This window comes from Caproicibacter sp. BJN0012 (assembly GCF_035986805.1).
Lineage (GTDB): Bacteria > Bacillota > Clostridia > Oscillospirales > Acutalibacteraceae > Caproicibacter.
In genome coordinates this window covers 188,881-214,387 of sequence record NZ_CP142518.1, presented here as the reverse complement: position 1 = coordinate 214,387, position 25,507 = coordinate 188,881, and the positions used below count along the sequence as shown (strand labels likewise).

Genomic DNA, 25,507 nt, shown 5'->3' with positions numbered 1-25,507 from the left:
GAAAAAAGCGTTGCCGAAGAATCGGAGGGATTCAGTTGCTGAAAAAAATTTCCTACGACCGCGAGAAGGTTGCCGCTTACGCAAAACAATGGGCCCTGAGCCGGAACCCGCGCTTTTACAGCTTCGACGGGATGGGCGGAGACTGCACCAATTTCGCCTCCCAGTGCGTCTTCGCCGGATGCGGCGTTATGAACTATACAAAAGACGTGGGCTGGTACTACAACAGCCCGGGCGACCGCACGGCTTCCTGGAGCGGAGTCGGGTTCCTGTACCAATTCCTCATCGGGAACAACACCGGAACCGGCCCCTTTGCCGTGGAAACCGACGCCTCGGGCATTCAGCCCGGCGACCTGGTGCAGCTGGGCAGCGGCGACCATTTTTATCATACGCCCGTTGTGGTCGCGGTCGAAAACGGCGCTATCTACGTCGCCGCACATACCTACGACGTTTACCTGAAACCGCTGGACGGCTACTTCTTCTCCCGGATCCGTTACCTGCACATTGCCGGTGCCCGGGCATGAGACTGGCGTCCGGGCCGCTTCTCCCGTTCAGGGGTGCCCGGCAAATTCTCTCTCCGCTCTCCCGAGACGTTCTGTGTCCTGACGGAGCTGCTCCTCCCGGGACATGACCTCACGGGAGGACACTTCCCGGAACTCATCTCCTTCCGAATCGCTGGCGGACTCAAACATTGTTTCCCGCCTCAAATGATATGTTCCGGAACCATCCGCCGAATAGCTCTCGCCCGTAAACCGGAACGGCTTCTTTCCCATGCGCCCACCCCCGCTTCCATGGTATGGGGCACAGGGTTCGTCCTATCCCTGATTTTCCCGCCGGAAGGATGATTTTCATGAAAACCGCCGCCGCCTATATCCGCGTTTCGACCAGCGATCAGATGGAGTACAGCCCGGACAGCCAGCTCGAATGCATCCGGGACTACGCCCGGAAGAACGGTTATCTGCTTCCGGAGAAGTATATTTTCCGGGAAGAGGACGGCGTGAGCGGCCGGGGCGCGGCAAAGCGAACGGAGTTCCAGCGCATGATCGCCGAGGCGAAACGCCGCCCCCGGCCGTTTGACTGCGTTCTGCTCTGGAAATTCAGCCGGTTCGCCCGCAGCCGGGCGGACAGCGTCCTCTATAAGACACTGCTGCGCCGCCTGGGAATCGACGTCGTGTCGGTCAGCGAACCGCTCGGCGACGACAAGACCTCCATTCTGGTGGAGGCGATGATCGAGGCAATGGACGAATATTACAGCGTCAACCTTGCCGAGGAGGTCCGCCGCGGCATGAGGGAAAAAATTTCGCGCGGAGAGCCGGTCACCGCCCCGCCGTTCGGATACCGGATGAAGGAGAAACGCTTTGTGACGGTGCCGGACGAGGCCGCCGCGGTCCGGCTGATCTACGCCGATTTTCTTCGCGGGACCCCGCCGCTCGAAATTGCGGAAAAACTCAACGCAGCGGGCATCCGGACCCGGCGCGGAGGGCGCTGGGAAGCGAGGGCCGTGCGCTACATCCTGAAAAATCCCGTTTACCGCGGCGCGCTGAGGTGGAACCCGGAGGGGACGCTGGGACGCGGCTCCTCCGGAGCCGAAACCCTTCTTACAGGGGATTCCCACGAGGCAATTGTGCCGGCGGAACTCTGGAGCGCGGCCCAGAGCCGCTTCCGGCCCGGGACGGCCCTTCGCAGGAGCGCCCCCGCGTGCATGCTGCGGGGGCTTGTGCACTGTTCCAGCTGCGGTTCGCTGCTGGTTCCGTCCTCCTCCGGCAGCATGCAGTGCTGTGGATATTCCCACGGGTCGTGCAGGGTCTCACACAGCATCTCCATGCGAAAGCTGGAAGCCATGGTCACGGCAATGCTTGCAAACGACCTGCAGGTGACCTCGCTGCGGATTTCAGCCTTTTCCTCGGATGAGGGGGAAGAGCGCGTGCTGATAAAGCACCGGCTCGACAGAGAGCGCGGGCGCCTTTCCAGGCTGCGGGAAGCATATCTGAACGGCGTGGAACCGCTTGCCGGGTACACGAAGGAATACAGGGAGACCGAACTCGCCTGCCGAAATCTGGAATCCCGGCTGAACCGGCCGGCGGACGCGGCGCCGGAGCAGCGGAGCCAAAGGCGGGATTTGATCCTTCTGCTGCGCGGAAATGATTTCACGCCGGAACAGAAAAACGCCTTGCTGCGCTCCCTGATCCGAAAGATCGTATTTGACCGCGGTCGGAACCGCATCAGTCTTTATTACCGGTAAAAACACATCACACGGAGCCATTCGGCGGGCCGCATGGAGAAATGGGGGCATCCCTGCGGTATCTGAGCCAGCGCTACTCCATGCCGAACCCGGAACTGAAAGCGATTCTTACCGATGTCGGCACCGAAGAGCTGGCGCATCTTGAAATGGTCGGAACCATTGTCTACCAGCTGACGCGCAACCAAACCCCGGAGCAGATCAAAAAAGCGGGGTTTGATGCTTATTTCATCGACCACACCACCGGCATCTATCCGGTGGACGCCTCCGGTGTGCCATTCAGCGCGGCGACCTTTGATTCCACCGGCGACTCGATCGCCGATCTCAACGAGGACCTGGCGGCGGAGCAGAAAGCCCGTCTGACCTACGACAATATTCTTCGCTACTGCAACGACGATCCCGACGTGCGCGACGCGATCCGCTTCCTGCGCGAGCGCGAGGTCGTTCACTATCAGCGTTTCGGCGAAGGTCTGCGAATTGTAACCGACAGCCTGGACTCCAAGAATTTCTACGCGTTCAATCCTCAATTCGACAAATAGGAATTCGGTCCAAAGCGGCTGCCGAAAAAGGCCGGCGCGACTTTTCTTCGCGCCCGGCCTTTTTTCACAAAAAGTACTGGGAGCCACGCGAAACTTTCCGTCCTCAGCCCGTCTGCGGACGATCCGAATGCGCGGTCAGCGTGCCGAGACGTTCACGGGAAAGTGCAGTCCCTGTCAGGGCAAAAATCCTTGCCAGCATTCGGGACGGCCCTTGCAGGCCGTCCCCCGTATCTTTTAAAGGTCAGAACCAATTACGCCTGCACCAACGGCCACGGTTGCGCCAGCCACACCCCCAACGGCTGCAGCAGCCCCAGCGGCCGCAGGATCCCCAGCGGCCACAGTTCCAGCAACACATCGATTCGTCTCCCCCTTTCTTGGATTCAGTACATAATATGGCTATTTGACAAAACTTGCTAATATTCCCTTGGAAGATACGAATTTGAACATATCGGGGACCTTGCAAGAAACGAAAATGCCCGAATCTGCGCTCTGCCATCAGCATCCCGCAGGAAAGGGTGTTGTGTAATGCGCGAAGATTTCGGTATGTCCGGAAAATCATATCCCGGCCGCGCCGCCCGCACCCGTAACGTTCACGATTGCCGCCGCGGCCCTTCAGCCGGCTGTCGGCCGGATCGAAAGACTTTTATTTCTGTTTTTTCATATGCCTCCAAACCGTGGAACGGCTGATTCCGAGCCGGGAGGAGACCCTTGCCATATTCCCCTTTTCCTCTCGGATCACGCGCTGGATGATTTCGTCCACGAGATCATCCAGCGATTTGCCCGCAATCGGAATATCTTCGCGGGGCTGATTCAAATCGCTTTCCTCCCCGAGCACGCGGGCAACCACGCCAGACCGGATTGTCGGTTCATCCGCCAGAAGGACCAACTGATCCGTTACCCGGCGAAGCTGTTCCAGATTTGTGGTCCAATTGAATTTTACAAGCAATCGAAGCGCCTCGTCTTCGATTGCCACAACCTGCTTTCCGAATTGAAAATTAGCTTCATTCATATAGTTGCTGACAAGATCTCTCATATCCCCGGGGCGTTCCCGCAGGCTGGGAAGACGAATGCGGTATTTGCCGAGCAACCTGCCCAGCGCCTCCAGCAGCCTGTCCGAGGAGACCAGCGATTCCGGCAGTTCACAAAACGACGAAACAACCAGATGTCTTTCAAAAAAGCCAGGGTCACTGAGGATCGAGAGGAGAAGCCGCTGGTTATCCAGGCTAAGCAGACAGGGCTGCCGCAGATAGACCGCCGCAGAATCGTTTGTCCTCAGAATTTTTTGAAAATTCATCAGGCTGGCGGAGTTCGCGGTTTCACCATCCAATGTGAGGAACGGGGAAGCCTCCGCTCCGACAAAGCGGATCAGCTCCGCCAGCGCATCCTTGCCCGTTCCGATTTCTCCGACAATCAGGACCGGCACGTGAAGTCCGGTGTATTCCTTCACTTTTTCATAGGTGCCTTTCAGGTAGTTGCTGTTTCTGCCAAAAGTGGAGATCGAAAAATCAGAGGGCGTCTTCGGGGACGAAATCGCCAGGCCCGGAACCGTTTTCATTTCAACGGGGCACAGGGACAAATAAAACGCCGCATACGTTCTTCCATTTCCATCGCGGATTTGATTTTCAGATATGGACCAGACCTTATCGTCCAGCTGAAAAAGCGATTGACGTTTCGATTCGTTCTGAAATACGTTCCCCGCTTCGTCGGCCAGTCTTTTCAGGATGGCATCCGACTGATCGGCGGGCAGCTTTTGGAACAGGGCGCCGCCGTCCCGGTCCAGTACCGCATAATACATCGGAACGTTTGCCAGGACTTGCTTTTCAAGGATATTATCCAACCTGACCTTTTGAAGGTACCGATAAACCCGCTCCGCCTCCGAAAAGGCTTTTCTCACACTCTCCTCCCCGGAGGTAAGCAAAACCGAGGTGAACCCCATTTTGTGCGCTTCCTCCGAGGTGACCACGTCCCCGAGGATAACCTGGTAATTTTCCCTCTTTAACCGGTCCAGCAGGGCCGACAATTCCTCCGAATCAGCAATGGTGAAAATATCGATCGGATTATCCATCAGCTTTTTGATGGATTGTGCCCCTTCGGTAATACTGCGGAAACCGACCATGGCGGATTTCCCGGAAAAGCCGCTCGCCAAGGTGATCATTCGGATGTAATCATATCCGGAAATATCGATGCTGATAACGGGGACGGATACATGCCGTTCAATCAGTTCCGCCGTGCCTCCGCGGGAAAGGATGATATCGGCGCCGCTGACATGGAGGGCTTCCGCGGCCTGAACGCCCTGCCAAAGATTTGCGACCACGACCTGAATATCAAACTGAGGATATTGGCCTGACAGTGTGAGGACCAACCCTTTGAGTCCCTCATAGGGTGCAATAACGGTCATTTTAATTCTTGACATAGCATCAACATCCTTAATCGGCATAAAAGCTGTTTCAATATGCCATATTATAGCACATGGTCCGGGGCCGTTCAACCTGATCGTTACAATGTGAAACAGGCAGGAATTCCATGCTGATCGGCATCCCTCCGCGGTTCTATTTTTTATCATTATTACGCTGAAATTATCAGCTGCGTACCTATATTCTCCCACACAAAGACCTCCCGGCGCTTTCATTCAGCGCCGGGAGGCTTTTGGACAAAGGAAAGGGAATTCACACATAGAGGGAAATCGTCAGCCATAGGCCTGAACGGATGCGGCGTTCTTCGCGCCGTCCGGAAGCACGACGGAGGATGCGGAGCCAATGTCGGAAATATTTCCCGACAGTTCGCATTTTACTACATGAACGGAAACGCTGCTTCCGTCGATTTTCTGAAAAATCTGGTTGGCCGCGTCGGTCAGGTCGGCCTCGATTTTCACAAGCTGCCCTGTGCCGGCGTCAATATAACAGTACCCGTACAGATCCGGAGCGCTGTTGAGAAGGGTCTGGACCACCGTCCCGGAGCCGTCCGACATCCCCGTGACGGCCGCGATCGTTTCCACCGCCGGGCGCAGGATTTCGCCGCTGAGCCTCAGCTCGATTTTATGTACCTTTCGGGAATCCATCGTCGTTTCCCGCACGTATTTCTGATCCTCGGCGCTGTTCAGCATCCGGAGAATGTCCACCTGGGCGGCGGGGGAGGTGTCGAGATTCCCCGCGCCGGTCTTCTGCCACGTGCCGTTCGGCCTGCAGTAAAACCAGAGCTTCCCGTCTTCGGTCACCGTGTAGGTTTCGCCGGTGCTGTCCGCGCCGTCGTTCCGGGTCTGCTGAACCGATTTTAACGCGAACGGCTCCGCCGCATAAGTGATTTGATTCGAAGAAGAAACGGCGTGCTGGGCGCCGTCCGCCGTAAAAACCAGTTCCTGACCAACGCCGGCGTCACAGCTCCGGATCGAGTCCGCGTTCGATTCCGCCTCGCGCAGGAGCACGCCGGCGTCCGGACCATGCGAACAGCCGCCGAACAGAACTGCGGCCGCGAGGAAAAGAAGCGCGGGAAACAAGGGATTTACTCGTTTCATTTTATACCTCTCTTCAGGTTTCCATGGAATCTGTTTCCATTATAATGTCTTTGAGAGCTGTCCGCAACCAGGATTTCTCCCCGCGAACTTGACAGCCGGCGACAAAACAGCGTAAAATAGATGAAAAATCAACCGATTTTACAGATTGTAATCTGCCTGTCCCGATCGGGTAAAGGATGTTGCCCCCATGAATCAGATCAGAAACCTTGCGCTTTCCATGGCTTCCCTTTCCGTATACCGCGGAATTCTGGAACGCCCGGTGCCGCGCGCGCTCTGCCGCCTGCTGAACGCGGCGGGCCTTTCCTGCGAACCGTTCGCACAAGCGTGGGGCGCCTTTTTTTCCGCCCTGTGCGGGCAGGGCGGAAGCGGCGGCCTGCTCGGCTGCCTGGCGCAGGAAATCCTGTGCGACGAAAATGCATTTTCCCTGGCCGCGGCGCGCGGCGCGGAGATTCCTCAGGTCCTGAATGCCGCGGCCGGGCGCGACCTGGACGTCATTTTCCAGGCGGCGTCCGTCACCCCGGAGCAGCTGCTCGCCGGGTGCGGCTTCGCGGACGATCTGCCCGCGCTGAGGCTGCCGCGCTGGGAAACGGGAGACCTGCCCGCCGCGCTTCGGGGCGGCTCCGGACCGCTTGCGGACCGGGCAGCCCGGTTTCACCGTGAAAACGGGTGCGGCGTTTACGCGCGGTTCCGGGCGTTTATCTGGCGCGGCGGGGAGCTGCATCCCGTGCTGCACCCCGACCCGACCTCTCTTTCCGAGCTGACGGGCTACGAGCTGCAGCGCGGAGAGGCGATCGACAACACACTGGCGTTCCTGCGGGGCCTCCCCGCGAACAACTGCCTGCTGTACGGCGACCGGGGAACGGGCAAGTCTTCCACCGTCAAAGCGATCCTGAACGCATATTATTCCAAAGGCCTGAGGATGATCGAAATGCCGAAGGAATCCCTGCCGGATTTTCCGGTCCTGGCGGACCGCATCGCGGAGCTGCCGATGAAGTTCATCATCTTCATCGACGACCTGTCGTTTTCACGGCAGGATGAAACCTACGCCTCTCTGAAAGCGGTTCTGGAGGGGGGCCTTGCGGCAAGGCCGGAAAACACGCTGATCTACGCGACTTCGAACCGCAGGCATCTGCTTCGGGAGACATTTTCAGACCGGGAGGGCGACGAGATCCACCGGGGGGACACCATTCAGGAGAGCCTTTCGCTGGCGGACCGGTTCGGCCTCTCCATCCGGTTCAGCCTTCCCGGCAAGGACGAATACCTGGATATTGTCCGTCTTCTGGCGGAACGCAGAGGTCTTGGGAACCACATGAGAGAACTTGAGGAGGGGGCCGAGCGCTGGGCGATCGGCCGCGGAGGGCGCTCGCCCCGCTGCGCGAAGCAGTATATCCGCGCCGCTGAGGCGCGCATCCGCAGCGGCAGGGCGCCGGAGTGAACTTAAGACAAGAAAAGGAGTCAGAAATGGGAAAAAGACTGTTGGCCGTATTCCTGACCGCGATGCTTGCGATATCCTCCCTGTCCGGTTGCAGCCACGCAAGCGATGTTGCCTCCGGCGCCGGGGACAAGGACTACCCCGCCAAAATCGGAGACGTGGTCATCAAGAAGGAACCCGCCGGGGCGGCGGTTCTTTCGCCGAGCATTGCCTCCGTGATTCTATCCGTCGGATACGAGGCCAGCCTGAAGGCACGAAGCGCGGATTGCTCGCAGAGCGACCTGTCCGTCCTGCCGGTCGTGACGGCGGACGACGCGCAGAAAATCCACGACCTCGGGGCCGACGTCGTCTTTGCGGATGCCCTGACCGAATCACAGAAGTCGGCAATGGAAAAGGCGGGGCTGACGGTCCTGACCCTGGGCGGCGCCACAAGCCGGGAAGACCTGGAACGGCTTTACTCCAACGTCGGTTCCGTCCTCAAGGGCGCGCGCACAGGGTATCAGCAGGGAAAGGACACCGCAGACGGAATCTACCAGACCATCGACGACATTACCCGCGCGATTCCCGAAAGCGACACTCCCGTCACCGCAGCCTATCTGTACGACGCCAAGGGAAGCGCGGCCACCGGCGACATGCTCGCCGGGCATCTGGTCGAGGCTGCCGGCCTGACGAATTCCGCTTCCGGCGGAAAGGACGGAACCTTTAAGGTTTCCGACCTTCTGACGGCCGACCCGAAATACATCTTCTGCGCGAAAGGCGTCAAGGCGGAGCTGGAGGCTTCGGCGGAATACGGCAAGCTGACGGCGGTCAAGGAGAAGCGGGTCTACGAGATGGATCCCGGTATGATGACCCTGCAGGGGGAGGAACTGATCCAGGCGGTCAGCTTTATGGCCGGGACGGTGCATCCGGAGCTGCTTCAGGGCGTCTCGTCTTCCGAACCGTCCGATTCGTCTTCCCCGTCCTCCTCTGCCGCTTCACAGGTCGGCACGGATCTGAATCTGAACCAGACGCTGAAAAGCGGAACGCAGAGCGACGATGTGCTGAAAATGCAGAACCGCCTGGAGCAACTGGGATATATGTTCGTCAAGCCCACCGGGCTTTACGCCGAGGCCACCGCTCAGGCCGTGAAGGATTTTCAGTACCTGAACGGGATGACGGTCACGGGAGTTGCGGATCCGGCGACGCTGAAAAAGATGTTTTCCTCCGACGCGGTCAAACGGACCAGCTAGAAACAAAACATTTTCCCCGGCAGCGTTTTGCCGGGGATTTTTTCCGCACAGGACTAATTTTGAAAGATACTTCTCAGGCGGCCATTGACAAAACGGCCCGCCTGTTTTATAATAATTGAGATTTGCGTCTGCGGTTTCGGTGAAAACAGGCAGACTGGCAATTCTTTCTGTCTCCGTAGCTCAGCTGGATAGAGCGTCCGCCTCCTAAGCGGAAGGCCAGGCGTTCAAATCGCCTCGGGGACGCCAAACAGAAGGCCGCAACCCCAGAGGGTTGCGGCCTTCTGCATTTAAACTGCCCTCACCGCGCTGTACGCACTGTCTCCATTCTGAAACCGGAGCCTCCGCCCATGCGGCCGGCCGCTCCGGCAATTATCCGCCCTCATTTTCTCCATTTCCAGATCAGGTAGCGCCGGACAACGTCTGCCACGGGGCACTGATTTTTCTCCGCAGTCTCTTCGAAAACCTTTCTCAGCGCGGGGAAGCCATTTCCAAACGGATTCTGTATTTCCAGGATACGCTTGTCCAGCTTTTTTATCTCCTCTACATCCAAAGCATTTCCTCCCTTGATCGGCGGATACTATCATTATACCGCAGAATGGGCTCTTGGCAAAAATTTCAGGATGAAATTTCGATGAGGGAGAATGAAAGTTCACATGCCCATAATGATATTATCCGGGCTTTGTGATATAATGAAGATCCAGATACAGATCCGGGGAAATGTTTTTTCTTCGGATTAATACAAATACCTTGGGAGATTTTCTATGAGATATGATGCGCCGTACGGCCCGTTCGGGCTCTATGGGGACCCGCGATATTATTTGGCCGTGCAGGAAGAAAAGAGGCAGATCCGCAGGGAGGCCAACCGTCTCGGCTGGACCGCGTTTCTGGGGACCGTGTTTCTCACGGTCCTTTCGACCGGCGGCGTCCTTTATTTTCGCATGCTGCAGCCCTATCAGCCCGCCTTCGCGAGTTTCGGCGGGCTGAATCCCGTACTGTACTACCTGATCTCCGCTTTGGGCTATGCGGTGGGGATTTCCGTCCCCGTGCTGTTCTATTTTGCCGTGCGCAGGATTCCGCTCGCCGCGGGACTCCCGTTCGAAAGGGCGGGCGCGGTCAAAACCCTGGCCTGCGTGTTTCTGGGAAGCGCCGGCTGCATGTTCGCCAATTTCCCGGCCAGTATGATCGTCAGCCTGGAACAGGCCATGGGATTCAGCGGAACGATTCCGGACATGCCTCTGAACGACGATCCCGCCGTGCTGGCCCTCTATGTGCTGAGCGTCGTCGTCATTCCTCCCATGGTGGAGGAAATGATGTTCCGCGGCATGATCCTGCAGGGGCTCCGCCGCTTCGGGGATGGATTCGCGGTGGTGGCTTCGGCGGCGCTGTTCGGCCTCTACCACGGGAATCTGGCCCAGACGGTCTTCGCATTCCTGTGCGGCCTTGTTCTGGGATTCGTCGTGATCCGGACCAACTCCCTCCTTCCGGCCATCCTGGTCCACGCGGTCAACAACGCCTCGGCGGTTGCCATCCAGATGGTCGAGCGGTACCGGGGCGAGGCGGAAGCCGTGGCGGTGGGAGACAAAAGGGCAGTTGTCCTGCTTGCGCTCGGCCTGCTTTCCCTTCTTTATCTGCTGTTCCGGGACAAGCGCTTTTTCAGCTTCGGCGGCCCCGCTTCACCGCTCCGCTTTTCCCAGAAGCTGGGCGCGATGTTTTCCAACCCGGGCGTCATCATGGTCACGATCTACGCCGTGGTCACTTCGGTATATGTCCTTGCAGGTACGTAAAGTATATGCGGAGCGATGAGGATTTTATGAGCGAGGCCATCCGGCTGGCACGGGAAGCGGGCGCCGAGGGGGAGGTCCCGGTCGGCGCCGTTGTCGTGCGGGAAGGCGTGATCGTCGCGGCGGGAAGAAACCGCCGGGAAGCCGGAAAAAACGCCCTTTGCCACGCGGAGCTGGAAGCGATCGGCGGGGCCTGCCGCGCGCTGGGCGGATGGCGGCTGTGGCAGTGCGAGCTGTTCGTCACGCTGGAGCCGTGCCCCATGTGCGCGGGAGCCGCAGTCAATGCGCGGCTGCGCCGCGTCGTGTTCGGGGCACACGACCCAAAGGCCGGCTCCTGCGGGTCGGTCGTCAATCTTTTCGAACTTCCGTACAATCACAGGCCGGAACTGCGCGGCGGAGTGCTGGAGGCGGAATGTTCCGCTTTACTCACCGATTTTTTCCGGGAACTGAGAAAATAAAAGGCTTCGGAGTGCTTTGCAGACTGCAAAGCACTTTTGCGTCCGCGCGGCCTTGTCGTCAGGCTGGGTCCTATTTTTTTCGCTTAAACGCCTGATCGTCCAAATAGAGGGTGTCCCCGTCGATTCGATAATCATAGGTTTCCTTGACATTCTTTACCACGATCTTGTACTGCATCGTGATCTGCGAGCCCTGAATGCTGTAGGTCCCTTTAAAGGATCCGAAATTCAGCGCTTCGATCTTCATGGTTCCGTTTTGGTTAAACCGGTATTCCGTCAGGCCGTAAGAATCCTTCCAGACGCCAGCGATCCTGTCCGGTTCCGGTTTCGACGCTGTTTTGCAACCGGTGCACAGCAGCAGAAACGCCGCCAGGAGCACCGGTAGGATTTTTTTCATAGCAGCTTCCCTCCCCGCCCGCTCTGATATCATCCGTTTCCCGCGCTTGAACATAGACTTCATCGAATCCGTTTATTTTTCAAAACGGAGGCCGACCACCCTGCGGGGAAGGCCGGACAGCCTGGCAATCTGCTCCTGCGTCAGCGGATTGTACGTCTGGCTCCACTCTTCAAAATTCGGATCAATCAGGAGACAGGCCGCGAAAAGATCCGCTTCCCTCTCATAGCGCGGGGCGCACAGATTTGTCAGGTCGGAGACGACCTGCGCGTTCAACCCGGGGTGAAGAAGAAGATGCCCCAGCTCGTGCGCGCAGCAATATCCGCTTTCCGTCTTGGAAAGGGTCTCCTGCAAAACGATGATCGGCTGACCGGCTTCCGTGCGAAAACAGAACCCGCGCACCCGTTCCGGCAGGTCCAGCCGGCGGACCTGGACGCCCATGCAGTCGCAAAGGCAGAAAGGCGAACTGCTCCCGAACCGCTTGGTGATGCGGTGCGCCAGCTTTTCTATCCCGTTCATTTTTACCTCCCCGCGGCGTGCTTTTCCGGCGAAGACAGAGCGGCGGCGACACGGATGGCATTCGCGAGCTTCTCCCGGTCGCTGCGGCTGATGGGCGCGCCGTTGAACATCAGCCCCGGCTGTCGTTCCAGCGTGCGCGCAAAGCTGTCGATGACGTCCCCAACATCGCCGGAATATCCCGTTCCCAGCAGTTCGTCGGTAGTGCACTCCAACACCGACGCAAGGCGCGGCAAAAGCGCGCTGTCCGGCGCGCGCCGGCCCTGCTCGTACATGCCGACGGCCGACGGGGAAACGCCGAGGCGCCGGGCCAGCTCTTTCTGGGTCATGCCCCGCTCGCGCCGAAGCTGCCGGATCTTTTCATTCAGCAATTGGGACCACTCCTTTGGCTCCGTATTATAGCACACATATCGTGTTATTTCAAGGGCTTTTGGATAACCCGGACGCCTGAGTCCCAGGAATGGCCCTTTGCTTTGAATTTAAGAACAAATGTTCTAAAAATGATTGAAATCCCTATTCCCCCATGATATGATAGGAATCAACAACGCCGGTATATTTCAATCGGCGTAATTTACGATCCAACAGCTACACATTTCGTGCACAGAAAGGAGCTTTATGAATTACTGCGAATGGGGAAGGGAATATCTGCTTGAGGCGCAGCGGCTCAAGGATCGTCTGCGCCCCCTGCGGAAGCAGCTGAAAGACGCTGCCGGGGAAGACGCCGTCCTGCTGCTCCGGCGGACCTCCATGCTTGGAGAAATGTATCTGGAACTGCACCACACGGGAGAACACCTGCTGGAAAGGGGAGACCGTGAATGAGGCGGGGATCCAATTTAAGTCTCGATCTGTTCGGGGACAGGCTGAATCCGGACAGGCAGGGCCTGGACGACGGGGGGCAGCACAGGCGGATGCTGCGGACCATGATGCTGGCGGCACAGGGGGAGCTGACCGCGCGGCAGATGCAGTGCGTCCGCCTGTGTTACGGCGAAGGGAAAAACGTGAGTGAAATCGCGGCGGAGCTGGGGCTGTCGCCGTCCACGGTGTCCAGGCATCTGAAAAAGGCGCGCCGGCGCCTTCAAACGATTCTGCAATATTGCTATCCGTCACTGAACCGGGAGCGCTGCGGCAGCCGCCCGGATTCCGGCGCTGTTTCATTCCGGCGCACGGGAGAAAACGCGGACGTCATTTCTCCTCCCCGCGGGACAGCTTCGAAAGAAGGCGGTCGAGCGCCTCGCTGAACTTTTTCAGCCGGATCGGCCTGCCGTCCCGGTTGCAGAAACAATGCCCGCTTCTGCCTGCGGCCCGAAACTTTCCGGTTTCCGGATCCGTGATGCGGTATTCCAGCGCCAGCCTGACGCCCTGATAGGCGGAAACCCGGACGTCGATCCGCACCGTTTCCCCGAACCGCACCGGACTCCGATAGGAGCAGGACACCTCCGTCACGGGAATCGTCAGGCCGCCGCTCTCCAGCTTTTGATATCCCCAGCCGAGCTGCTCCAGATAATCCAGGCGGGCTTCCTCCATCCAGCGGATATAGTTGGAGTGATGGACGATCCCCATCTGGTCCGTTTCATAATACTGCACGCGGCGGCGATAGGGAAGCGGGCCGCCATCCCCCCGACCTCCCGGTGCGGCCGGAAGGTCTTCCGCGTGAGTCTGTTCCAGCGCCAGCAGACGCTTTTTGATCTCAAGCCCCGCGGCATACCCGACCAGCGAGCCGTCCGACCCGATCACGCGGTGACAGGGGATCAGGATGGCGACCGGGTTTTGATTGTTTGCCATGCCCACGGCGCGAAAAGCCTTCGGGCTGCCGGCCCGCTCCGCGATCTGGCGGTAGCTCCTTGTCTCCCCGTAAGGGATGTCCAATAAGGCGTTCCAGACTCGCTTCTGAAAAGCCGTTCCTTCGGGCTTTAACGGAAGATCGAACCGGGTCCTTTTTCCGGACAGATAATCCGCGATCTCCGCGGCGGCGCGGTCGGTCAGTTCCGTGCGCCGGAGCGCCGCGCGCGGTTCTGCCCCAAAATGCACGATGGTGATTGCCTCCCCGTCGGACGCAATCGTAAGGGGGCCGATTTCCGTGTCGTAAACGAAACAGGATTTCTCACCGCCGGGTGCCGCCTGCGGGGGCTTTTTCTTTTCTGACATGTTCTTCACCGCTTTCCGGATTCTTTTCTTCAGTATAGCAGAATCCATATTCGTCGGCAAGGTCCTCCTGCCAGGACGCGCCTGCGGCGTTTCCAGCTTTCGTTGTCGGGAGATGCCAGCCTCCGTCCCGCCCCAAACAAAACAAACGGATTTTTACCGTTCTGACCGGCGGGCCGAAGACGCAGCGTCACGCTGCCCACGATTTCAGCTTTGCGGAGCAGAACGATTCCGGGAGCCTCTTCCTACTCTCCCGCCAGACCAAACCTGCGGTTCGCATGGTGCCAAACGGCGGGGCGTGCGCGCAGGCTCAGTCTGCCCTTGACAAATCGGGGAAGACCGGATAGGATAGAGAGTAAAATAATTGGATTATTGCCGGAAAATTGGAAATCGGAGGTTAAAAATGGGAAAAATACCGAATCTGGAAGAAGCGCAGACGCTTCTGGAAGAATACAATAAGGACCCGTTTCACCTGCACCACGGGAAAGTCGTATCCGGCGTCATGGGGTATTTCGCGCAGGAGTACGACCCTGAAAACGTGGAGTTCTGGAAAGTGGCCGGGCTTTTGCACGACCTTGATTTCGAGCAGTACCCGGAGCAGCACTGCATCAAAGAGCAGGAAATCATGCGGGAACGGGGAATCGACGAAAAGCTGATCCACGCCGTCGCAAGCCACGGCTACGGCCTGACGGTCGACGTCAAACCGGAGCATATCATGGAAAAAATCCTGTTCGCCACCGACGAGCTGACCGGGCTGATCGGCGCCGTCGCCCTGATGCACCCCTCCAAAAGCGTCTCGGATATGCAGCTCAAATCGTTAAAGAAAAAATTCAAGACCCCGGCCTTCGCCGCGGGATGCTCCCGGGACGTCATCCAGCAGGGCGCGGACCTGCTCGGCTGGAGCCTGGACGACCTGATGGCCCGGACGATCGACGCCATGAAGAGTCTGGTCGGGACGATGGAAATCTGAAGCGTGAAAAAAGTCAAGGATTTCATCCGTATCACGATCGGCGTCGCAATTAATTTAGCCGGTGTTATGATCCTGACAAAAATCTATACAAATCTCCTTCTTCGATGTGAATTCCTTAAGAACATTTTTTCAAAACTTCTGGATTTCTTTTGTAATCTCATCTCTAAACTGAAAGTAAAACACCCATAAAAAGCAGAAGCAGGATTTTTCCTGCTTCTTTTTGTCGCCGGATGTTCGTCCCCGCCGTTCATGACAGATTGTGCTGTTTTAGTCACTCCTGCGTTTTTGTAGGTTGACAATGTTTTCACGAGGCACTAAACTGTCTGTTATGATATGAAAAAACAGATTTGATTTTCTGCAGCTTTAAGGAAAGAAGCTTAAAAATGAGGGTTGTGTTTTTAACTCCCGCCGGCGACGTCAGGCGGTCGGCGTTTTACAGGATGGGGAACTCGCTGTACGGCCATTCCAATTCCATCACCGGCCCGCTGGTGCTCGGCCGCATCCTGAAAGACGCGGGGCACGACGTTTCCGTCTGGGAAGAGCTTTATCAGGACGTGGATTTTTCCGTCTTTCAGAATGCCGACGTCGTCTGCCTTTCGACCATGACGTCGACCGCGCCGCGGGCCTATCTGCTGGCGGACCGCATCCGCCGGGAGACGAGTGCCCGTGTGCTGATCGGAGGGATGCACGCCTCCGTACTGCCGGAGGAGGCTGCCCTGCACGCGGACCAGGTGATCGTCGGAGAAGGGGAAAAAGTGATCCTGGACGTGATCGAAGGAAAGATCACGGACCGGATCGTCCGCTCGCCCTGCCTGAAAAATCTGGATGAGGCCCCTTATCCGGACTACTCCCTTCTGAAAACGAAATGCGAATGCGCCAACGTCCTGTCGACCAGAGGCTGTCCGTTCTGCTGCTCGTTCTGCACCACCTCGCGCATGTTCCGTCCCTATCGGGAGCGAAGCGTTGAAAGCGTGATCGGCGAGCTGAAATATTACAAAAAGCTCGGGTTCCGGTACATGAATTTTGAAGACGACAACTTTACGGCAAACAAGGAGCGGGCCAAGGAAATCTGCCGCAGGATGATTGCGGAAGACCTCGTGTTCAAAGAAACCTTTTTCTTCGGAAGAACGGACATGGCGAACGACGAGGAAATGCTGGACCTGCTCCAGAGGGCCCACCTGACCCGCGCGCTGGTCGGAATCGAGTCGCTGAACCAGGATTCCCTGAACGAGATCAACAAGCGGCAGAGCATCGCGGACATCGAACAGTGCGCGGCCGCTCTGTCCCGGCATAAAATCCGCCTGATCGCCAGCATCGTCCTCGGGATCGACACGGACGGAAGGGAAGAGATGCGGCACAGCGTCGACTTTGCCAGGAAAATCAACGCGTACCAGCTTCAGCCGGCGGTTCTGACTCCGTTTCCCGGCACAAAGGTATTCGAGCAATATGAGCGCGAGGGACGCATCCTCACAAAGGACTGGTCCCTTTTCGACATGATGAACGTGACGTTTCTGCCGAAACGGCTCACCCCATGGGGACTTCAAAAGGAGTTTTTTCACGCCGTCCGCCGGTTCTACAGCTTTTTTTCCTCTTTCCGCATCGGCAAAATCTTCGGCGTCCAGTACGGACTTCGGAGAATCGGGCTGGCCCTTCTGATCAAGCTCGGCGTCCCGTTCCTTTATCTCGCCTCGATCTTTAAAAGACGGACCAATTTATACCGGATCCGGCACTGGAACCCGAAAGCCCTGCACGGATGAAAAAACAGAAGCGGATTTCTTCCGCTTCTGTTTTTTAATCGGATCCTTTTTCCCCGCGGATCGCGTTTTCCAGCGTGTGCCACCCCAGCACGGCGCACTTTACCCGCGCGGGCATGTGGGAGATGTCCTTTAGGGCGATGGCCTCGTCGAGGTCTTCCAGCTGCGACTCGTCGCTCACTTCCCCCTTGATCATGCCGAAAAAAAGGTTTGCCAGCCGCAGCGCCTCTTCCTTGGTCTGGCCCTTGATCAGGTCGATCATGATGGAGGCCGACGCCTGGGAGATCGCACATCCGACGCCCGTAAACGCGGCGTCCTCGATGACCCCGTCCTTTTCCCGCAGCTCCAGTTCGATCTCGTCCCCGCAGCTCGGATTGACCCCCTTGAGCACCGCCGTCGGGCTTTCGATGTGGTGCTTGTTGCGGTTCGAATTGTTGTGCTCCGTCAGGATCTGGGTGTAGATGTTCTCAATCCCCAAGTCCGAGCCACCCCCTGACTTTTTTCAGGCCTTCAAGGAGAACGTCGATGTCTTCTTTCGTGTTGTAAAAATACAGGCTCGCGCGGCAGGTCGCATTCACGCCGAGGTACTTCATCAGCGGCTGCGCGCAGTGGTGCCCGGCCCGGATCGCCACGCCGTCGGAATCCAGGATGGAGGAGACGTCGTGGGGGTGGACGCCGTCCACGTTGAACGAGATCACGCCGCAGCGCTGCTCGCCCGCTTTTGCGTCGCCGTAAACCGTTAAGTGCGGGATTTTCGCCAAACCGTCGAGCGCATAGGCCAAAAGCTCCTCTTCGGTTTTGATGATCGTATCGTACCCCACTTGATTGATATAATCGATCGCGGCGGCCAGCCCGACCGCCCCGCCGACGTTCTGAGTCCCCGCTTCAAATTTCTGCGGCAGCGGCGCGAACGTCGCGTCCTGCTCGCTGACGTACTCGATCATCTCGCCGCCGGTCAGGAACGGCGGCATTTTGTTCAGCAGCTCCTCTTTTCCGTACAGCACGCCGATTCCCATCGGGGCCAGCATCTTGTGCCCGGAAAACGCGGCGAAATCCACGCCGAGCTTTCTTACGTCGACCGGGTAGTGCGGGATGCTCTGCGCGCAGTCGAGAACGACCACTGCCCCGGCTTTATGCGCCCTGCGGACGATTTCCTCCACGGGATACACCGTGCCAAGCACGTTTGAAACGTGTGCAGCCGCCACCAGCGCGGTTTTCGGTCCGATCTTGTCAAGCTCCTGTTCCGTCAGGCGCCCGTTTTTATCCGGGTACAGATAGACGAGCTTTGCGCCTTTCGCTCTCGCCACCATCTGCCACGGCAGCAGATTGCTGTGATGCTCGGAGACCGGCAGGGCGATTTCGTCGCCCTCTTTAATAAAATTCATCCCGTAGCTGTATGCCACAAGGTTCAGGGATTCCGAAGCGTTGCGGGTAAACAGAACCTCGCAGTCTTTTTCCGCGTTGATGAATTCACGAACCGCGGCGCGGGAATCCTCGTACATCTTTGTCGCGCGGATGCTCAGCCCGTAAAGGCCGCGGTGCGGATTCGCGTTGGAGCTACGGTAGTATTCGTCCACGGCGCGGATCACGGAAAGCGGCTTCTGGGTAGTCGCGGCGTTGTCCAGATAGACAAGCCGTTTGCCGTCCCGTTTTTCATTTAATATGGGAAAATCATTCAGATACGGGTTCAATGGCTTCCAGCCTCACTTTCACATAATCTGAAACCGCGCTCCGCAGCGCGGGGTCCGGGATCCGGTCGGTCACCGGGCGGAACTGCGCCTCGATCAGCAGTTTTCTCGCTTCCAGCTCGCTCAGGCCGCGGGACATCAGGTAAAACAGCCGGTTGGAATCAATTTTTCCGGCGGATGCCGCGTGCTGGCCCTCCACGTCCTCTTCCGCGCACAGGATCAGCGGGGCGGAACGGTTGACCACCTTCGGGCTGAACAGCAGGCTGTACTCGCTCTCGTGCCCGACCGCGCGTTTCGCGCCCTTCAGAAAGTCGATGGTCCCCCGGAACGTCTTGCGGCTTTCGTCCAGCAGCGCGCCGCTCGCGTGGATCTCGCTGCGCGAGGCGCTTCCGACGTGCTGCGCCACATAGTTGATATCGATCGAACGGCCGCGGTCGCCGAAATAAATGGTGTCCAGATTCAGCCGGCTCTTTCTGCCTTTCAGGACGGCTTTCAGCCCGGCAGCGGCATTTTTTCCGCCGAGTTCCGCCTGAATCACGCTGACTTCCCCGTTTTCGCCGCACTGCGCGCCGACGTCGTCATAGTGCAGGCACCCGTCGCCGAGCATCTGCACCTGAATCAGCCGGATCACCGCGTTTTTTTCGGCGTAAAGCCGGGTCAGTCCGCCGTGAAAGCCGAAAAAGTCCGACCGCGACTCATAGCTCATTACGACGGTCACCTCGCTGCCCTCTCCGGCGATCACGGTGTTGACGTCCAGAACAGACGGGTTCGTTTCGTCCAGATGAAACGTAAGGAAAACCGGCTTTCCCGCCTTTACGCCGTCCGGCACCCGGACGGTGACGCCGCAGGTGCGGTTGTCCTCCGTAAAATTTCTGGCCCCGTCGCCCATGCCGGTCGAAAGATCAGGCGCAGGGAACGGATCAAAGGATATTTCAACGTTTTCAGGCCGCTCCGCAGAGAGATATTCCCCTTCGTAAGGGTGAACCTCCGGGATCGTCTCTGAAAGCTGCGTATCGTTGATTCCCAGCCGGAACCAGGTGGGGACCGGCAGGGAATTGACTTTTGCAAGTGTAAGATTCATGGTAACATCCCTTTCACCGGCCGTCAGCCGATGGAGCCCTCCATTTCCAGCTTAATCAGGTTGTTCATCTCGACGGCGTACTCCACCGGAAGCTCCTTCGCAATCGGCTCCGCAAAGCCGGTCACGATCATCGCCTTGGCATCCTCTTCGGAGATGCCGCGGCTCATCAGATAAAAGATCGCGTCGTCGCTGATGCGGCCGATCTTGGCCTCGTGCCCAACGTCCACGTCGTCGTTGCGGATGTCCATGACGGGGATCGTGTCGGAGCGGGAGCGGTCGTCCAGCATCAGGGATTCGCAGGAGACGGACGACTTGCACCCGTATGCGTTCGGAAGGATATTGACCGCGCTGCGGTAGGTGCACCGGCCGCCGTCCTTCGAGATCGACTTGGTATTGATGCTCGAATAGGTGTGCGGCGCGGCGTGGACCACCTTCGCGCCGGTGTCGAGCGACTGGCCTTTTCCGGCGAACGTGATGCCGGTAAACTCCATACGGGAGCCCTCTCCCTTTAAGATGCTCATCGGGTACAGGTAGGATACGTGGGAGCCGAACGAGCCGGACACCCACTCGATCGTTCCGCCCTCCTCGACCACCGCGCGCTTGGTGTTCAGATTATACATGTTTTTTGACCAGTTCTCGATCGTCGAGTAGCGCAGGCGCGCGTTTTTGCCGACGAACAGCTCCACGCACCCGGCGTGCAGGTTGGCGACGTTGTACTTCGGCGCGGAGCAGCCCTCGATGAAGTGCAGGCTCGCGCCCTCGCTGACGAGAATCAGCGTGTGCTCGAACTGGCCCGCGCCCGGCGCGTTCAGCCGGAAATAGGACTGCAGCGGGATCTCCACGTTCACGCCCGGCGGAACGTAGACGAACGATCCCCCCGACCAGACCGCGCCGTGCAGCGCCGCGAACTTGTGGTCCTCCGGTGGAACCAGCTTCATAAAATGCTTGCGGACCATCGGACCGTATTCCGGGTCGCGGATGGCGCTTTCCATGTCGGTGTAGACAACGCCCTGACGGCTTACTTCCTCGCGCACGTTGTGATACACGACCTCCGAGTCGTACTGCGCCCCGACGCCCGCGAGCGATTTCCGCTCCGCCTCCGGAATTCCGAGGCGCTCGAACGTATTTTTGATATCGTCCGGCACCTCGTTCCATTTGGCCTTCATCCCGGTGTTCGGGCGGATGTAGGTGACGATCTCGTCCATGTTCAGCCCGTCCAGCGGCGGGCCCCATCCAGGAAGCTGCAGGCGGTTGTAAACCTGAAGCGACTTTAAGCGGAACAGGCGCATCCACTCCGGATCGTTCTTCGCGGCGGAAATCTCATTGACGATCTTCGCCGTCAGGCCCTGTCCGACCTGGTAGGAGGGATCGACCCTGTCGCGGATGTCGTAGACGGTGCGGTCGATGTCCTCCACCTGTGTTTTTCTTTTATGCAGTGCGTTCAACTTTATTTCCCTCCGCGTTCTCAGACGGCGGGGGCCGCGAGGCCCTGGAAGCCCGAAGCGTTGATCCGGTCGATCAGCGTCCGGTCGCCCGTCCGCACGATTCTGCCGTCCATCAGGACGTGCACGGCGTCCACCGGCAGGTAATCCAGTATCTTGGTGTTATGTGTGATGATGAGCAGGGAGTTTTCGCCTGTCCGGAACTTTTTCACACCCTGCGAAACGATCTTGACCGCGTCCACGTCCAGGCCGGAATCCGTTTCGTCCAGAATCGCGAGCCTGGGGTTCAGCATCAGCATCTGAAGGATCTCCGACTTTTTCTTTTCCCCGCCGGAAAAGCCGACGTTGAGGTACCGGGAGGCATATTCGTCGTCCATGCCGAGTTCCTCCATCTTCTGCGCCAGTTCTTTTTTATAGGCGAACAGCTTCACCGGCTTGCCCGTGACGGCAAAGCGCGAGGTCCGCATGAAATTTTCCAGCGAGATGCCCGGAACCTCCTCCGGATTCTGAAAGGACAGGAAAATTCCGGCTTTCGCCCTTTCGTTCGCTGGCTCGTTCGTAATATCTTTTCCTTCAAACAGGATCGAGCCGCCGTCCACGTGGTACTGCGGGTGCCCCATGACGGTGTTGACCAGCGTGGACTTCCCCGCGCCGTTCGGTCCCATCAGAACATGAACCTCCCCCTTGCCAACGGCAAGATTCAGCCCGCGGAGAATCCGGTTTCCCTCCACGCTGACCGTCAGATCCCTGATTTCCAATAGCTGCACTGATTTTTCCACCTCTCCGGTTTTGTTCGACGAAAAGGGCATTTGCCCTTAATGTATACTAATTTGATGTGCATTTATATTATAGACGAAAATACTCCGCTTTGCAAGCGCCAAAAGAAATTTTTAACGCAAATCCGACGGTTTGCAGCCCAGAATCGACGCGATTCTGGAAAGGGCCTCCTCATCCGGCTCCCGCTCGAGATTCTCCCACTCGTAGAGGAGCTTCGGTTCGACGGAAATGCGCTCGGCAAGCTCGGAGAGCGTCATGCCCGACATCTGGCGGTAAGACGCGATTTTCCTGACCGGCTCCAGCAGCCAGGCGCGGCGCTTTTCCCCGTCAATCAGAAGCGGGCGGCCGTTGTGGAGCATCAGTTCGCACAGAACGCCCTCCTCGCTGAACACCGCCGGGCTCCCGCCCGGGGCGATCCCCTCGGCGTAACGCTCCGGCAGGACGTACTCCCGCCCTCCGTCGTCCTGTCCGCGAAGGCCGGGCGGGTCCCCCCACGGCAGGAGGGAACAGCTTTCGCCTTCCCATTCCGGTTCCGGAGCGGAAAAGCAATTGATCCGATAGATGGTTACGATTTCGCCCATAGCGGCGCCCCCGATTCAGTCGTTTCTCTGTTTTTCGTCTTATTATAGCATAAAACCGGCAAAAAGTTCCCTGGACATTGCTTCTTTCCGTGTTTGCAAAATTCCGGGCTTTGTATTATAGTGGTAAAAACAGGAAAGGGATGCGATAAAAATGCCAAAAGTGATTTTTCACGTGGATGAATCCGGCCGCTGGCCGATGGTCCTCTCCAACGCGGAAAGCATGATGAAGTACGCGCGCGCGGAGCATGTCCTCTTCGAAATCGAAATCCTGGCGAATTCCGAAGCCGTCCGCCAGCTGACCGCCCAGGCGGCTGCCCAGGCGGAGCTTACGGAGCGCATGGAAGAGCTTGCCCGGTCCGGGGTCCGATTCGCGGGCTGCCGCAACGCGATGCGCGGCCTGAACATAGAACCCGGCGATCTGCTTCCTCTGGCTCAAACGGTTCCTTCCGGCGTGGTGGAGCTGGCGCTCCGCCAGGAGGAGGGATACGCCTACATCCGTCCCTGACAGGCGGGCTGAGCCTGCAGGCACGCCCCGCCTGTCAGCAAGAATAGCATCATTTGCTCCGTTTGGCGGGAGAGTTTAGGGACACTCCCGCTGACAGTTCGGGAGCTCCGGTTCCCGGTCCGCATGGGAATGCCGTTCGCTTCGCCGGGCGGGAGAGACCGGGGACACTCCCGCCGACAGCGCGGAAGCTCTCCGGTCCAGCATGAAAATACGGGCCGCTCTGTCAAGGGGAGAGTGCGGGATCCGTTTGTTTTGGCGGCCCATGCGCCCTGATGCGCAGAGGGGGAAAAGCGGCTCCGCTTTTCCCCCTGGAACGCCGGCCAAACCGCACCTTACTCCGTTGGCCGCGCGCGCTTTTCCCCGTGCTTTTCCCTGCCCTGCAGTTCCGGCACGGGATGTGTATTCTTCGGCATATGGGCCTTTTTGCTGCTCTGCGTCGGCTCCCCGGAATCGGGGCGCCGCATTCCCGCTTTCGCCATCTCGGCTCCCCTTTCAAACGTCGTTGTTTTTAACGGATTGCTTTTTTTCGCTCCTGTTTTGATTTTTGTTCTCCCTTGTGACGGGAGTCTGCCCGTTTGCTTTCCGAAGCCGGCTTTTTTTGCCGTCCGGCTGGCTGTCCTTTGGCACGGGAACCACCTCCGGCATTATTCTGGCTCTTTGGCGGGGCTTTATGCGGATTTTCCGAGACGGCCAGCTCCAATTCCGAAATCATCCCGTCGAGGAAGCGCTCGGCGACGCTGCGGTTCTTTTCCGTCGCGTACAGGCTGCTGCCCAGCGTGCAGCAATTGCCGAGCGTGGAGACCGAAATCTGGAAGCTCGGCGGGTGCTTGACCGCCGTCGTCAGATAAGCGTCCTCGATTTTTCCATTCCCGAAGTCCAGCCGCTTCCCGTCCAGAACGCCCAGATTGGTAAAGGAGATCACCGGAATGGAAAAATTCCGGTCAAAGACCTTTTTCCTTGCCGGATAGGGCAGAACGGTAAACAGAAAATCCAGAAGCATCGGGCCCTTCAGGCAGTTCCTGCTCCCTTTCTGCCCAGACATCTGGGCTGCGACTCTTTTCAGCGTTTCCCGGAACAGTTCTCCCTTTTCCGGGGAAACGCGGCAAACATAATTGCCGGTCAGGTTGCAGATTCCGCAGCGCGCGCCGTCCGGCAGGTATTTGCGCAGGTCCACCGGGCAGGGAATCTCAAGGTCCGCGCATCCCGTCAGCGAGAAATGCGCACGGCCGTAGGCGGTCAGCAGAACGTCGTTGACGGTGACCCCCGCCTTTTTCGCGTACTGTTTTAAAGCGGAAAACAGCTCGCCGCCGGCGCGGCGCAGCACGGTGACCGGCTCCCCCTGCTCCTCCTCGGTCGGAAGATACATTTCTTTTTCCTGCTTCCGGCAATCCATAGGGGCGCGCAGGATCCGGAGGCGCTCCGTCAGGCCCATCCCGCGGAAGATCTGCCCGACGCCCCGGTCCAGCGGTTCCGGCGGCACGATGGTCCCGGGGGTTTCCGCACAGCGGCGGTACAGCGACGCCAGAAGGTACAGGTACTGTTTAAAACCCGTGCCGTCGGCGGCCAAATGGCTTAAAATGACGCAGAGCGTATCCGATCCCGGCCCGCGGACCAGGTGAATTTTCAGCTGCGGCTCCGAATCCAGCTTGATCGTATCCAGCAGCAGGCGTTCCGCCGCATTCTTCTCTCCGGCCTCCGTCACGCGGACGATCCGGTTCGCGGAAAAGCCCCGGTCCTCCCAGCCGCGCGACTCCGCCGAAAACACGCAGCGGATCTGCGGCACGGAGGACGCCGAAAGATCGACGGCGCGCCGCAGCACGTCCGGGTCCAGCCGCCCCGAAAACCGGATCAGCGCCCGGATCAGCGGATCGTGCGCCGAAGAGTAAAAATACTGCATCAGGTCAAACGCTTCCGTGCGGATTTTATGCTTCATCCCCGTCGCCTTTCTTTTTTGCGCTCTGTGTCTGTTTCTGTCCGGATTTTTCCCCGTTCAGGATTTTCTTCTGGTTTTTCAGCAGCTCGTCGATTTTGCGGTGAAGGTCCTCGACGATGATCTCGCTTTTCAGGTTGACGATATAGTCGTTTTCCGCGCGCTGCCGGTCTTTTTCCTCCTGGCGGTTCTGGCTCATCATAATGAGCGGGGCCTGCACCGCGGCGATGCAGGAAAGCACCAGGTTGAGCAGGATGAATGGATACGGGTCGTAGGGGTTCGCGAGAAAATAGACGTTGGCGCCGACCCAGACCAGAATGACGGCGGTAAAAATCAGGATAAAGGTCCAGCTCCCGGCAAAGCGCGCGATCGCGTCCGCCGCCCGCTGCCCGAAGGTCAGCTGTTCGTTCACCCTTTTGTCGGTGTTTTTGGAAAACTGCCGCTGAAGGATCAGGTGGATCATTTCCTCATTTCCGACGTCTTCTTCCACGTCCTTCATCACCGTTTTAATAATGTCGATTTTAGACGGATTCTTTTTCATGGT

Annotated in this window: 29 protein-coding genes, 1 tRNA gene and 1 pseudogene; 13 read left to right on the top strand and 18 right to left on the bottom strand. The window is 58.3% G+C overall.

From position 1 onward, the window contains the following. Positions 1-35 precede the first annotated feature (35 nt). A complete protein-coding gene (locus VA597_RS01050) occupies positions 36-521 on the top strand; it encodes an amidase domain-containing protein (RefSeq protein WP_128741206.1) in 486 nt (161 codons plus the stop codon). Positions 522-548: 27 nt separating this feature from the next. Here VA597_RS01050 and VA597_RS01045 read toward each other — a convergent pair whose 3' ends face one another. Further along, positions 549-770, bottom strand: coding sequence for a hypothetical protein (locus VA597_RS01045; protein WP_128741205.1), 222 nt, complete (start codon positions 768-770; stop codon positions 549-551). 77 nt (positions 771-847) lie between these two features. Between VA597_RS01045 and VA597_RS01040 the strand changes: the two genes are divergently transcribed. Then, positions 848-2,239, top strand: a complete 1,392-nt coding sequence (locus tag VA597_RS01040; protein ID WP_164918906.1) for a recombinase family protein — start codon at positions 848-850, stop codon at positions 2,237-2,239. A gap of 20 nt (positions 2,240-2,259) precedes the next feature. Continuing rightward, positions 2,260-2,775: pseudogene (locus VA597_RS01035) on the top strand (manganese catalase family protein); the annotation flags it as partial. A 643-nt stretch (positions 2,776-3,418) separates the two neighbouring features. Here the strand turns inward: VA597_RS01035 and VA597_RS01030 are convergent. Beyond that, a complete protein-coding gene (locus VA597_RS01030; RefSeq protein WP_164918905.1) occupies positions 3,419-5,188 on the bottom strand; it encodes a sigma-54-dependent transcriptional regulator in 1,770 nt (589 codons plus the stop codon). A gap of 273 nt (positions 5,189-5,461) precedes the next feature. After that, positions 5,462-6,286, bottom strand: a complete 825-nt coding sequence (locus VA597_RS01025; RefSeq protein WP_128741201.1) for a hypothetical protein — start codon at positions 6,284-6,286, stop codon at positions 5,462-5,464. Positions 6,287-6,473: 187 nt separating this feature from the next. Between VA597_RS01025 and VA597_RS01020 the strand changes: the two genes are divergently transcribed. The 3 genes from VA597_RS01020 to VA597_RS01010 all read left to right on the top strand — a co-directional run bounded on the left by VA597_RS01020 (position 6,474) and on the right by VA597_RS01010 (position 9,193). After that, on the top strand, positions 6,474-7,721 hold the full coding sequence (locus VA597_RS01020; RefSeq protein WP_243112573.1) for an ATP-binding protein: 1,248 nt from the start codon (positions 6,474-6,476) through the stop codon (positions 7,719-7,721). Between the two features lie 26 nt (positions 7,722-7,747). Further along, complete coding sequence (locus VA597_RS01015) at positions 7,748-8,947, top strand: peptidoglycan-binding protein (RefSeq protein ID WP_128741200.1); 1,200 nt, start codon at positions 7,748-7,750, stop codon at positions 8,945-8,947. A gap of 169 nt (positions 8,948-9,116) precedes the next feature. Next, positions 9,117-9,193 (top strand) — tRNA-Arg (locus tag VA597_RS01010). Positions 9,194-9,326: 133 nt separating this feature from the next. Here the strand turns inward: VA597_RS01010 and VA597_RS01005 are convergent. Beyond that, entirely contained in the window at positions 9,327-9,497 is a 171-nt protein-coding gene (locus VA597_RS01005; RefSeq protein WP_164918904.1) for a hypothetical protein, read from the bottom strand. A gap of 211 nt (positions 9,498-9,708) precedes the next feature. Here VA597_RS01005 and VA597_RS01000 point away from each other — a divergent pair, with 211 nt between their 5' ends. Next, the gene (locus VA597_RS01000) at positions 9,709-10,731 is read left to right on the top strand and encodes a CPBP family intramembrane glutamic endopeptidase (RefSeq protein ID WP_128741199.1); all 1,023 of its coding nucleotides are present in this window, start codon (positions 9,709-9,711) and stop codon (positions 10,729-10,731) included. 5 nt (positions 10,732-10,736) lie between these two features. Next, positions 10,737-11,186, top strand: coding sequence for a nucleoside deaminase (locus VA597_RS00995; protein ID WP_128741198.1), 450 nt, complete (start codon positions 10,737-10,739; stop codon positions 11,184-11,186). Between the two features lie 70 nt (positions 11,187-11,256). On the opposite strand, the gene VA597_RS00990 is transcribed toward VA597_RS00995, so the two are convergent. The 3 genes from VA597_RS00990 to VA597_RS00980 form a co-directional block, all read right to left on the bottom strand. After that, on the bottom strand, positions 11,257-11,580 hold the full coding sequence (locus VA597_RS00990) for a DUF5640 domain-containing protein (RefSeq protein ID WP_128741197.1): 324 nt from the start codon (positions 11,578-11,580) through the stop codon (positions 11,257-11,259). A 72-nt stretch (positions 11,581-11,652) separates the two neighbouring features. Beyond that, a complete protein-coding gene (locus VA597_RS00985; RefSeq protein ID WP_128741196.1) occupies positions 11,653-12,096 on the bottom strand; it encodes an ImmA/IrrE family metallo-endopeptidase in 444 nt (147 codons plus the stop codon). A gap of 2 nt (positions 12,097-12,098) precedes the next feature. Then, complete coding sequence (locus tag VA597_RS00980) at positions 12,099-12,464, bottom strand: helix-turn-helix domain-containing protein (RefSeq protein ID WP_128741195.1); 366 nt, start codon at positions 12,462-12,464, stop codon at positions 12,099-12,101. Between the two features lie 244 nt (positions 12,465-12,708). Here VA597_RS00980 and VA597_RS00975 point away from each other — a divergent pair, with 244 nt between their 5' ends. Beyond that, positions 12,709-12,912 (top strand): hypothetical protein, encoded by a 204-nt coding sequence (locus VA597_RS00975; RefSeq protein WP_128741194.1) that lies wholly within the window; start codon positions 12,709-12,711, stop codon positions 12,910-12,912. Then, positions 12,909-13,331 carry a sigma-70 family RNA polymerase sigma factor gene (locus tag VA597_RS00970; protein WP_128741193.1) on the top strand — a complete coding sequence of 141 codons (423 nt, stop codon included), beginning with the start codon at positions 12,909-12,911 and terminating at the stop codon, positions 13,329-13,331. The genes VA597_RS00975 and VA597_RS00970 overlap by 4 nt, the downstream gene beginning before the upstream one ends. On the opposite strand, the gene VA597_RS00965 is transcribed toward VA597_RS00970, so the two are convergent. After that, positions 13,276-14,238, bottom strand: coding sequence for a YbgC/FadM family acyl-CoA thioesterase (locus tag VA597_RS00965; protein ID WP_326974940.1), 963 nt, complete (start codon positions 14,236-14,238; stop codon positions 13,276-13,278). The two genes, VA597_RS00970 and VA597_RS00965, sit on opposite strands and share 56 nt — an antisense overlap. A gap of 400 nt (positions 14,239-14,638) precedes the next feature. Here VA597_RS00965 and VA597_RS00960 point away from each other — a divergent pair, with 400 nt between their 5' ends. Next, entirely contained in the window at positions 14,639-15,205 is a 567-nt protein-coding gene (locus VA597_RS00960) for an HDIG domain-containing metalloprotein (RefSeq protein ID WP_128741192.1), read from the top strand. Between the two features lie 383 nt (positions 15,206-15,588). After that, a complete protein-coding gene (locus VA597_RS00955) occupies positions 15,589-16,962 on the top strand; it encodes a B12-binding domain-containing radical SAM protein (RefSeq protein ID WP_128741191.1) in 1,374 nt (457 codons plus the stop codon). Between the two features lie 34 nt (positions 16,963-16,996). On the opposite strand, the gene sufU is transcribed toward VA597_RS00955, so the two are convergent. The 6 genes from sufU to VA597_RS00925 form a co-directional block, all read right to left on the bottom strand. After that, positions 16,997-17,437: a Fe-S cluster assembly sulfur transfer protein SufU gene (sufU, locus tag VA597_RS00950; RefSeq protein WP_128741190.1), complete on the bottom strand. Its 441-nt coding sequence runs from the start codon at positions 17,435-17,437 to the stop codon at positions 16,997-16,999. Further along, positions 17,427-18,650, bottom strand: a complete 1,224-nt coding sequence (locus VA597_RS00945; protein ID WP_128741189.1) for a cysteine desulfurase — start codon at positions 18,648-18,650, stop codon at positions 17,427-17,429. Before VA597_RS00945 ends, sufU begins: the two co-directional genes overlap by 11 nt. Continuing rightward, positions 18,631-19,728: a SufB/SufD family protein gene (locus VA597_RS00940; RefSeq protein WP_128741188.1), complete on the bottom strand. Its 1,098-nt coding sequence runs from the start codon at positions 19,726-19,728 to the stop codon at positions 18,631-18,633. Before VA597_RS00940 ends, VA597_RS00945 begins: the two co-directional genes overlap by 20 nt. A 23-nt stretch (positions 19,729-19,751) precedes the next feature. Further along, a complete protein-coding gene (gene sufB / locus VA597_RS00935) occupies positions 19,752-21,164 on the bottom strand; it encodes a Fe-S cluster assembly protein SufB (protein ID WP_128744188.1) in 1,413 nt (470 codons plus the stop codon). A gap of 29 nt (positions 21,165-21,193) precedes the next feature. Then, a complete protein-coding gene (gene sufC, locus VA597_RS00930; RefSeq protein WP_128741187.1) occupies positions 21,194-21,979 on the bottom strand; it encodes a Fe-S cluster assembly ATPase SufC in 786 nt (261 codons plus the stop codon). An 81-nt stretch (positions 21,980-22,060) separates the two neighbouring features. Then, positions 22,061-22,528: a helix-turn-helix domain-containing protein gene (locus VA597_RS00925; RefSeq protein WP_128741186.1), complete on the bottom strand. Its 468-nt coding sequence runs from the start codon at positions 22,526-22,528 to the stop codon at positions 22,061-22,063. Between the two features lie 151 nt (positions 22,529-22,679). Here VA597_RS00925 and VA597_RS00920 point away from each other — a divergent pair, with 151 nt between their 5' ends. Next, on the top strand, positions 22,680-23,033 hold the full coding sequence (locus tag VA597_RS00920) for a DsrE family protein (RefSeq protein ID WP_128741185.1): 354 nt from the start codon (positions 22,680-22,682) through the stop codon (positions 23,031-23,033). Positions 23,034-23,108: 75 nt separating this feature from the next. On the opposite strand, the gene VA597_RS00915 is transcribed toward VA597_RS00920, so the two are convergent. From VA597_RS00915 to VA597_RS00900, 4 genes are all read right to left on the bottom strand, one after another. Then, complete coding sequence (locus VA597_RS00915; RefSeq protein ID WP_326974939.1) at positions 23,109-23,237, bottom strand: hypothetical protein; 129 nt, start codon at positions 23,235-23,237, stop codon at positions 23,109-23,111. Between the two features lie 128 nt (positions 23,238-23,365). Next, a complete protein-coding gene (locus tag VA597_RS00910) occupies positions 23,366-23,512 on the bottom strand; it encodes a hypothetical protein (RefSeq protein WP_164918903.1) in 147 nt (48 codons plus the stop codon). Between the two features lie 29 nt (positions 23,513-23,541). Then, positions 23,542-24,966, bottom strand: a complete 1,425-nt coding sequence (locus VA597_RS00905; protein WP_128741184.1) for a hypothetical protein — start codon at positions 24,964-24,966, stop codon at positions 23,542-23,544. After that, positions 24,956-25,504 carry a DUF1003 domain-containing protein gene (locus VA597_RS00900; protein WP_128741183.1) on the bottom strand — a complete coding sequence of 183 codons (549 nt, stop codon included), beginning with the start codon at positions 25,502-25,504 and terminating at the stop codon, positions 24,956-24,958. Before VA597_RS00900 ends, VA597_RS00905 begins: the two co-directional genes overlap by 11 nt. Between the last annotated feature and the right edge of the window lie 3 nt (positions 25,505-25,507).

What these genes read in the sequence shown, in the direction of transcription:
- VA597_RS01045 (WP_128741205.1), bottom strand. Translation starts at nt 770, where the DNA reads ATGGGAAAGAAGCCGTTCCGGTTTACGGGCGAGAGCTATTCGGCGGAT.
- VA597_RS01040 (WP_164918906.1), top strand. Translation starts at nt 848, where the DNA reads ATGAAAACCGCCGCCGCCTATATCCGCGTTTCGACCAGCGATCAGATG.
- VA597_RS01030 (WP_164918905.1), bottom strand. Translation starts at nt 5,188, where the DNA reads ATGTCAAGAATTAAAATGACCGTTATTGCACCCTATGAGGGACTCAAA.
- VA597_RS01025 (WP_128741201.1), bottom strand. Translation starts at nt 6,286, where the DNA reads ATGAAACGAGTAAATCCCTTGTTTCCCGCGCTTCTTTTCCTCGCGGCC.
- VA597_RS01020 (WP_243112573.1), top strand. Translation starts at nt 6,474, where the DNA reads ATGAATCAGATCAGAAACCTTGCGCTTTCCATGGCTTCCCTTTCCGTA.
- VA597_RS01015 (WP_128741200.1), top strand. Translation starts at nt 7,748, where the DNA reads ATGGGAAAAAGACTGTTGGCCGTATTCCTGACCGCGATGCTTGCGATA.
- VA597_RS01000 (WP_128741199.1), top strand. Translation starts at nt 9,709, where the DNA reads ATGAGATATGATGCGCCGTACGGCCCGTTCGGGCTCTATGGGGACCCG.
- VA597_RS00995 (WP_128741198.1), top strand. Translation starts at nt 10,737, where the DNA reads ATGCGGAGCGATGAGGATTTTATGAGCGAGGCCATCCGGCTGGCACGG.
- VA597_RS00990 (WP_128741197.1), bottom strand. Translation starts at nt 11,580, where the DNA reads ATGAAAAAAATCCTACCGGTGCTCCTGGCGGCGTTTCTGCTGCTGTGC.
- VA597_RS00985 (WP_128741196.1), bottom strand. Translation starts at nt 12,096, where the DNA reads ATGAACGGGATAGAAAAGCTGGCGCACCGCATCACCAAGCGGTTCGGG.
- VA597_RS00975 (WP_128741194.1), top strand. Translation starts at nt 12,709, where the DNA reads ATGAATTACTGCGAATGGGGAAGGGAATATCTGCTTGAGGCGCAGCGG.
- VA597_RS00970 (WP_128741193.1), top strand. Translation starts at nt 12,909, where the DNA reads ATGAGGCGGGGATCCAATTTAAGTCTCGATCTGTTCGGGGACAGGCTG.
- VA597_RS00965 (WP_326974940.1), bottom strand. Translation starts at nt 14,238, where the DNA reads ATGTCAGAAAAGAAAAAGCCCCCGCAGGCGGCACCCGGCGGTGAGAAA.
- VA597_RS00960 (WP_128741192.1), top strand. Translation starts at nt 14,639, where the DNA reads ATGGGAAAAATACCGAATCTGGAAGAAGCGCAGACGCTTCTGGAAGAA.
- VA597_RS00955 (WP_128741191.1), top strand. Translation starts at nt 15,589, where the DNA reads ATGAGGGTTGTGTTTTTAACTCCCGCCGGCGACGTCAGGCGGTCGGCG.
- VA597_RS00940 (WP_128741188.1), bottom strand. Translation starts at nt 19,728, where the DNA reads ATGAATCTTACACTTGCAAAAGTCAATTCCCTGCCGGTCCCCACCTGG.
- sufC (WP_128741187.1), bottom strand. Translation starts at nt 21,979, where the DNA reads ATGCCCTTTTCGTCGAACAAAACCGGAGAGGTGGAAAAATCAGTGCAG.
- VA597_RS00925 (WP_128741186.1), bottom strand. Translation starts at nt 22,528, where the DNA reads ATGGGCGAAATCGTAACCATCTATCGGATCAATTGCTTTTCCGCTCCG.
- VA597_RS00920 (WP_128741185.1), top strand. Translation starts at nt 22,680, where the DNA reads ATGCCAAAAGTGATTTTTCACGTGGATGAATCCGGCCGCTGGCCGATG.
- VA597_RS00915 (WP_326974939.1), bottom strand. Translation starts at nt 23,237, where the DNA reads ATGCTGGACCGGAGAGCTTCCGCGCTGTCGGCGGGAGTGTCCCCGGTC.
- VA597_RS00910 (WP_164918903.1), bottom strand. Translation starts at nt 23,512, where the DNA reads ATGGCGAAAGCGGGAATGCGGCGCCCCGATTCCGGGGAGCCGACGCAG.
- VA597_RS00905 (WP_128741184.1), bottom strand. Translation starts at nt 24,966, where the DNA reads ATGAAGCATAAAATCCGCACGGAAGCGTTTGACCTGATGCAGTATTTT.
- VA597_RS00900 (WP_128741183.1), bottom strand. Translation starts at nt 25,504, where the DNA reads ATGAAAAAGAATCCGTCTAAAATCGACATTATTAAAACGGTGATGAAG.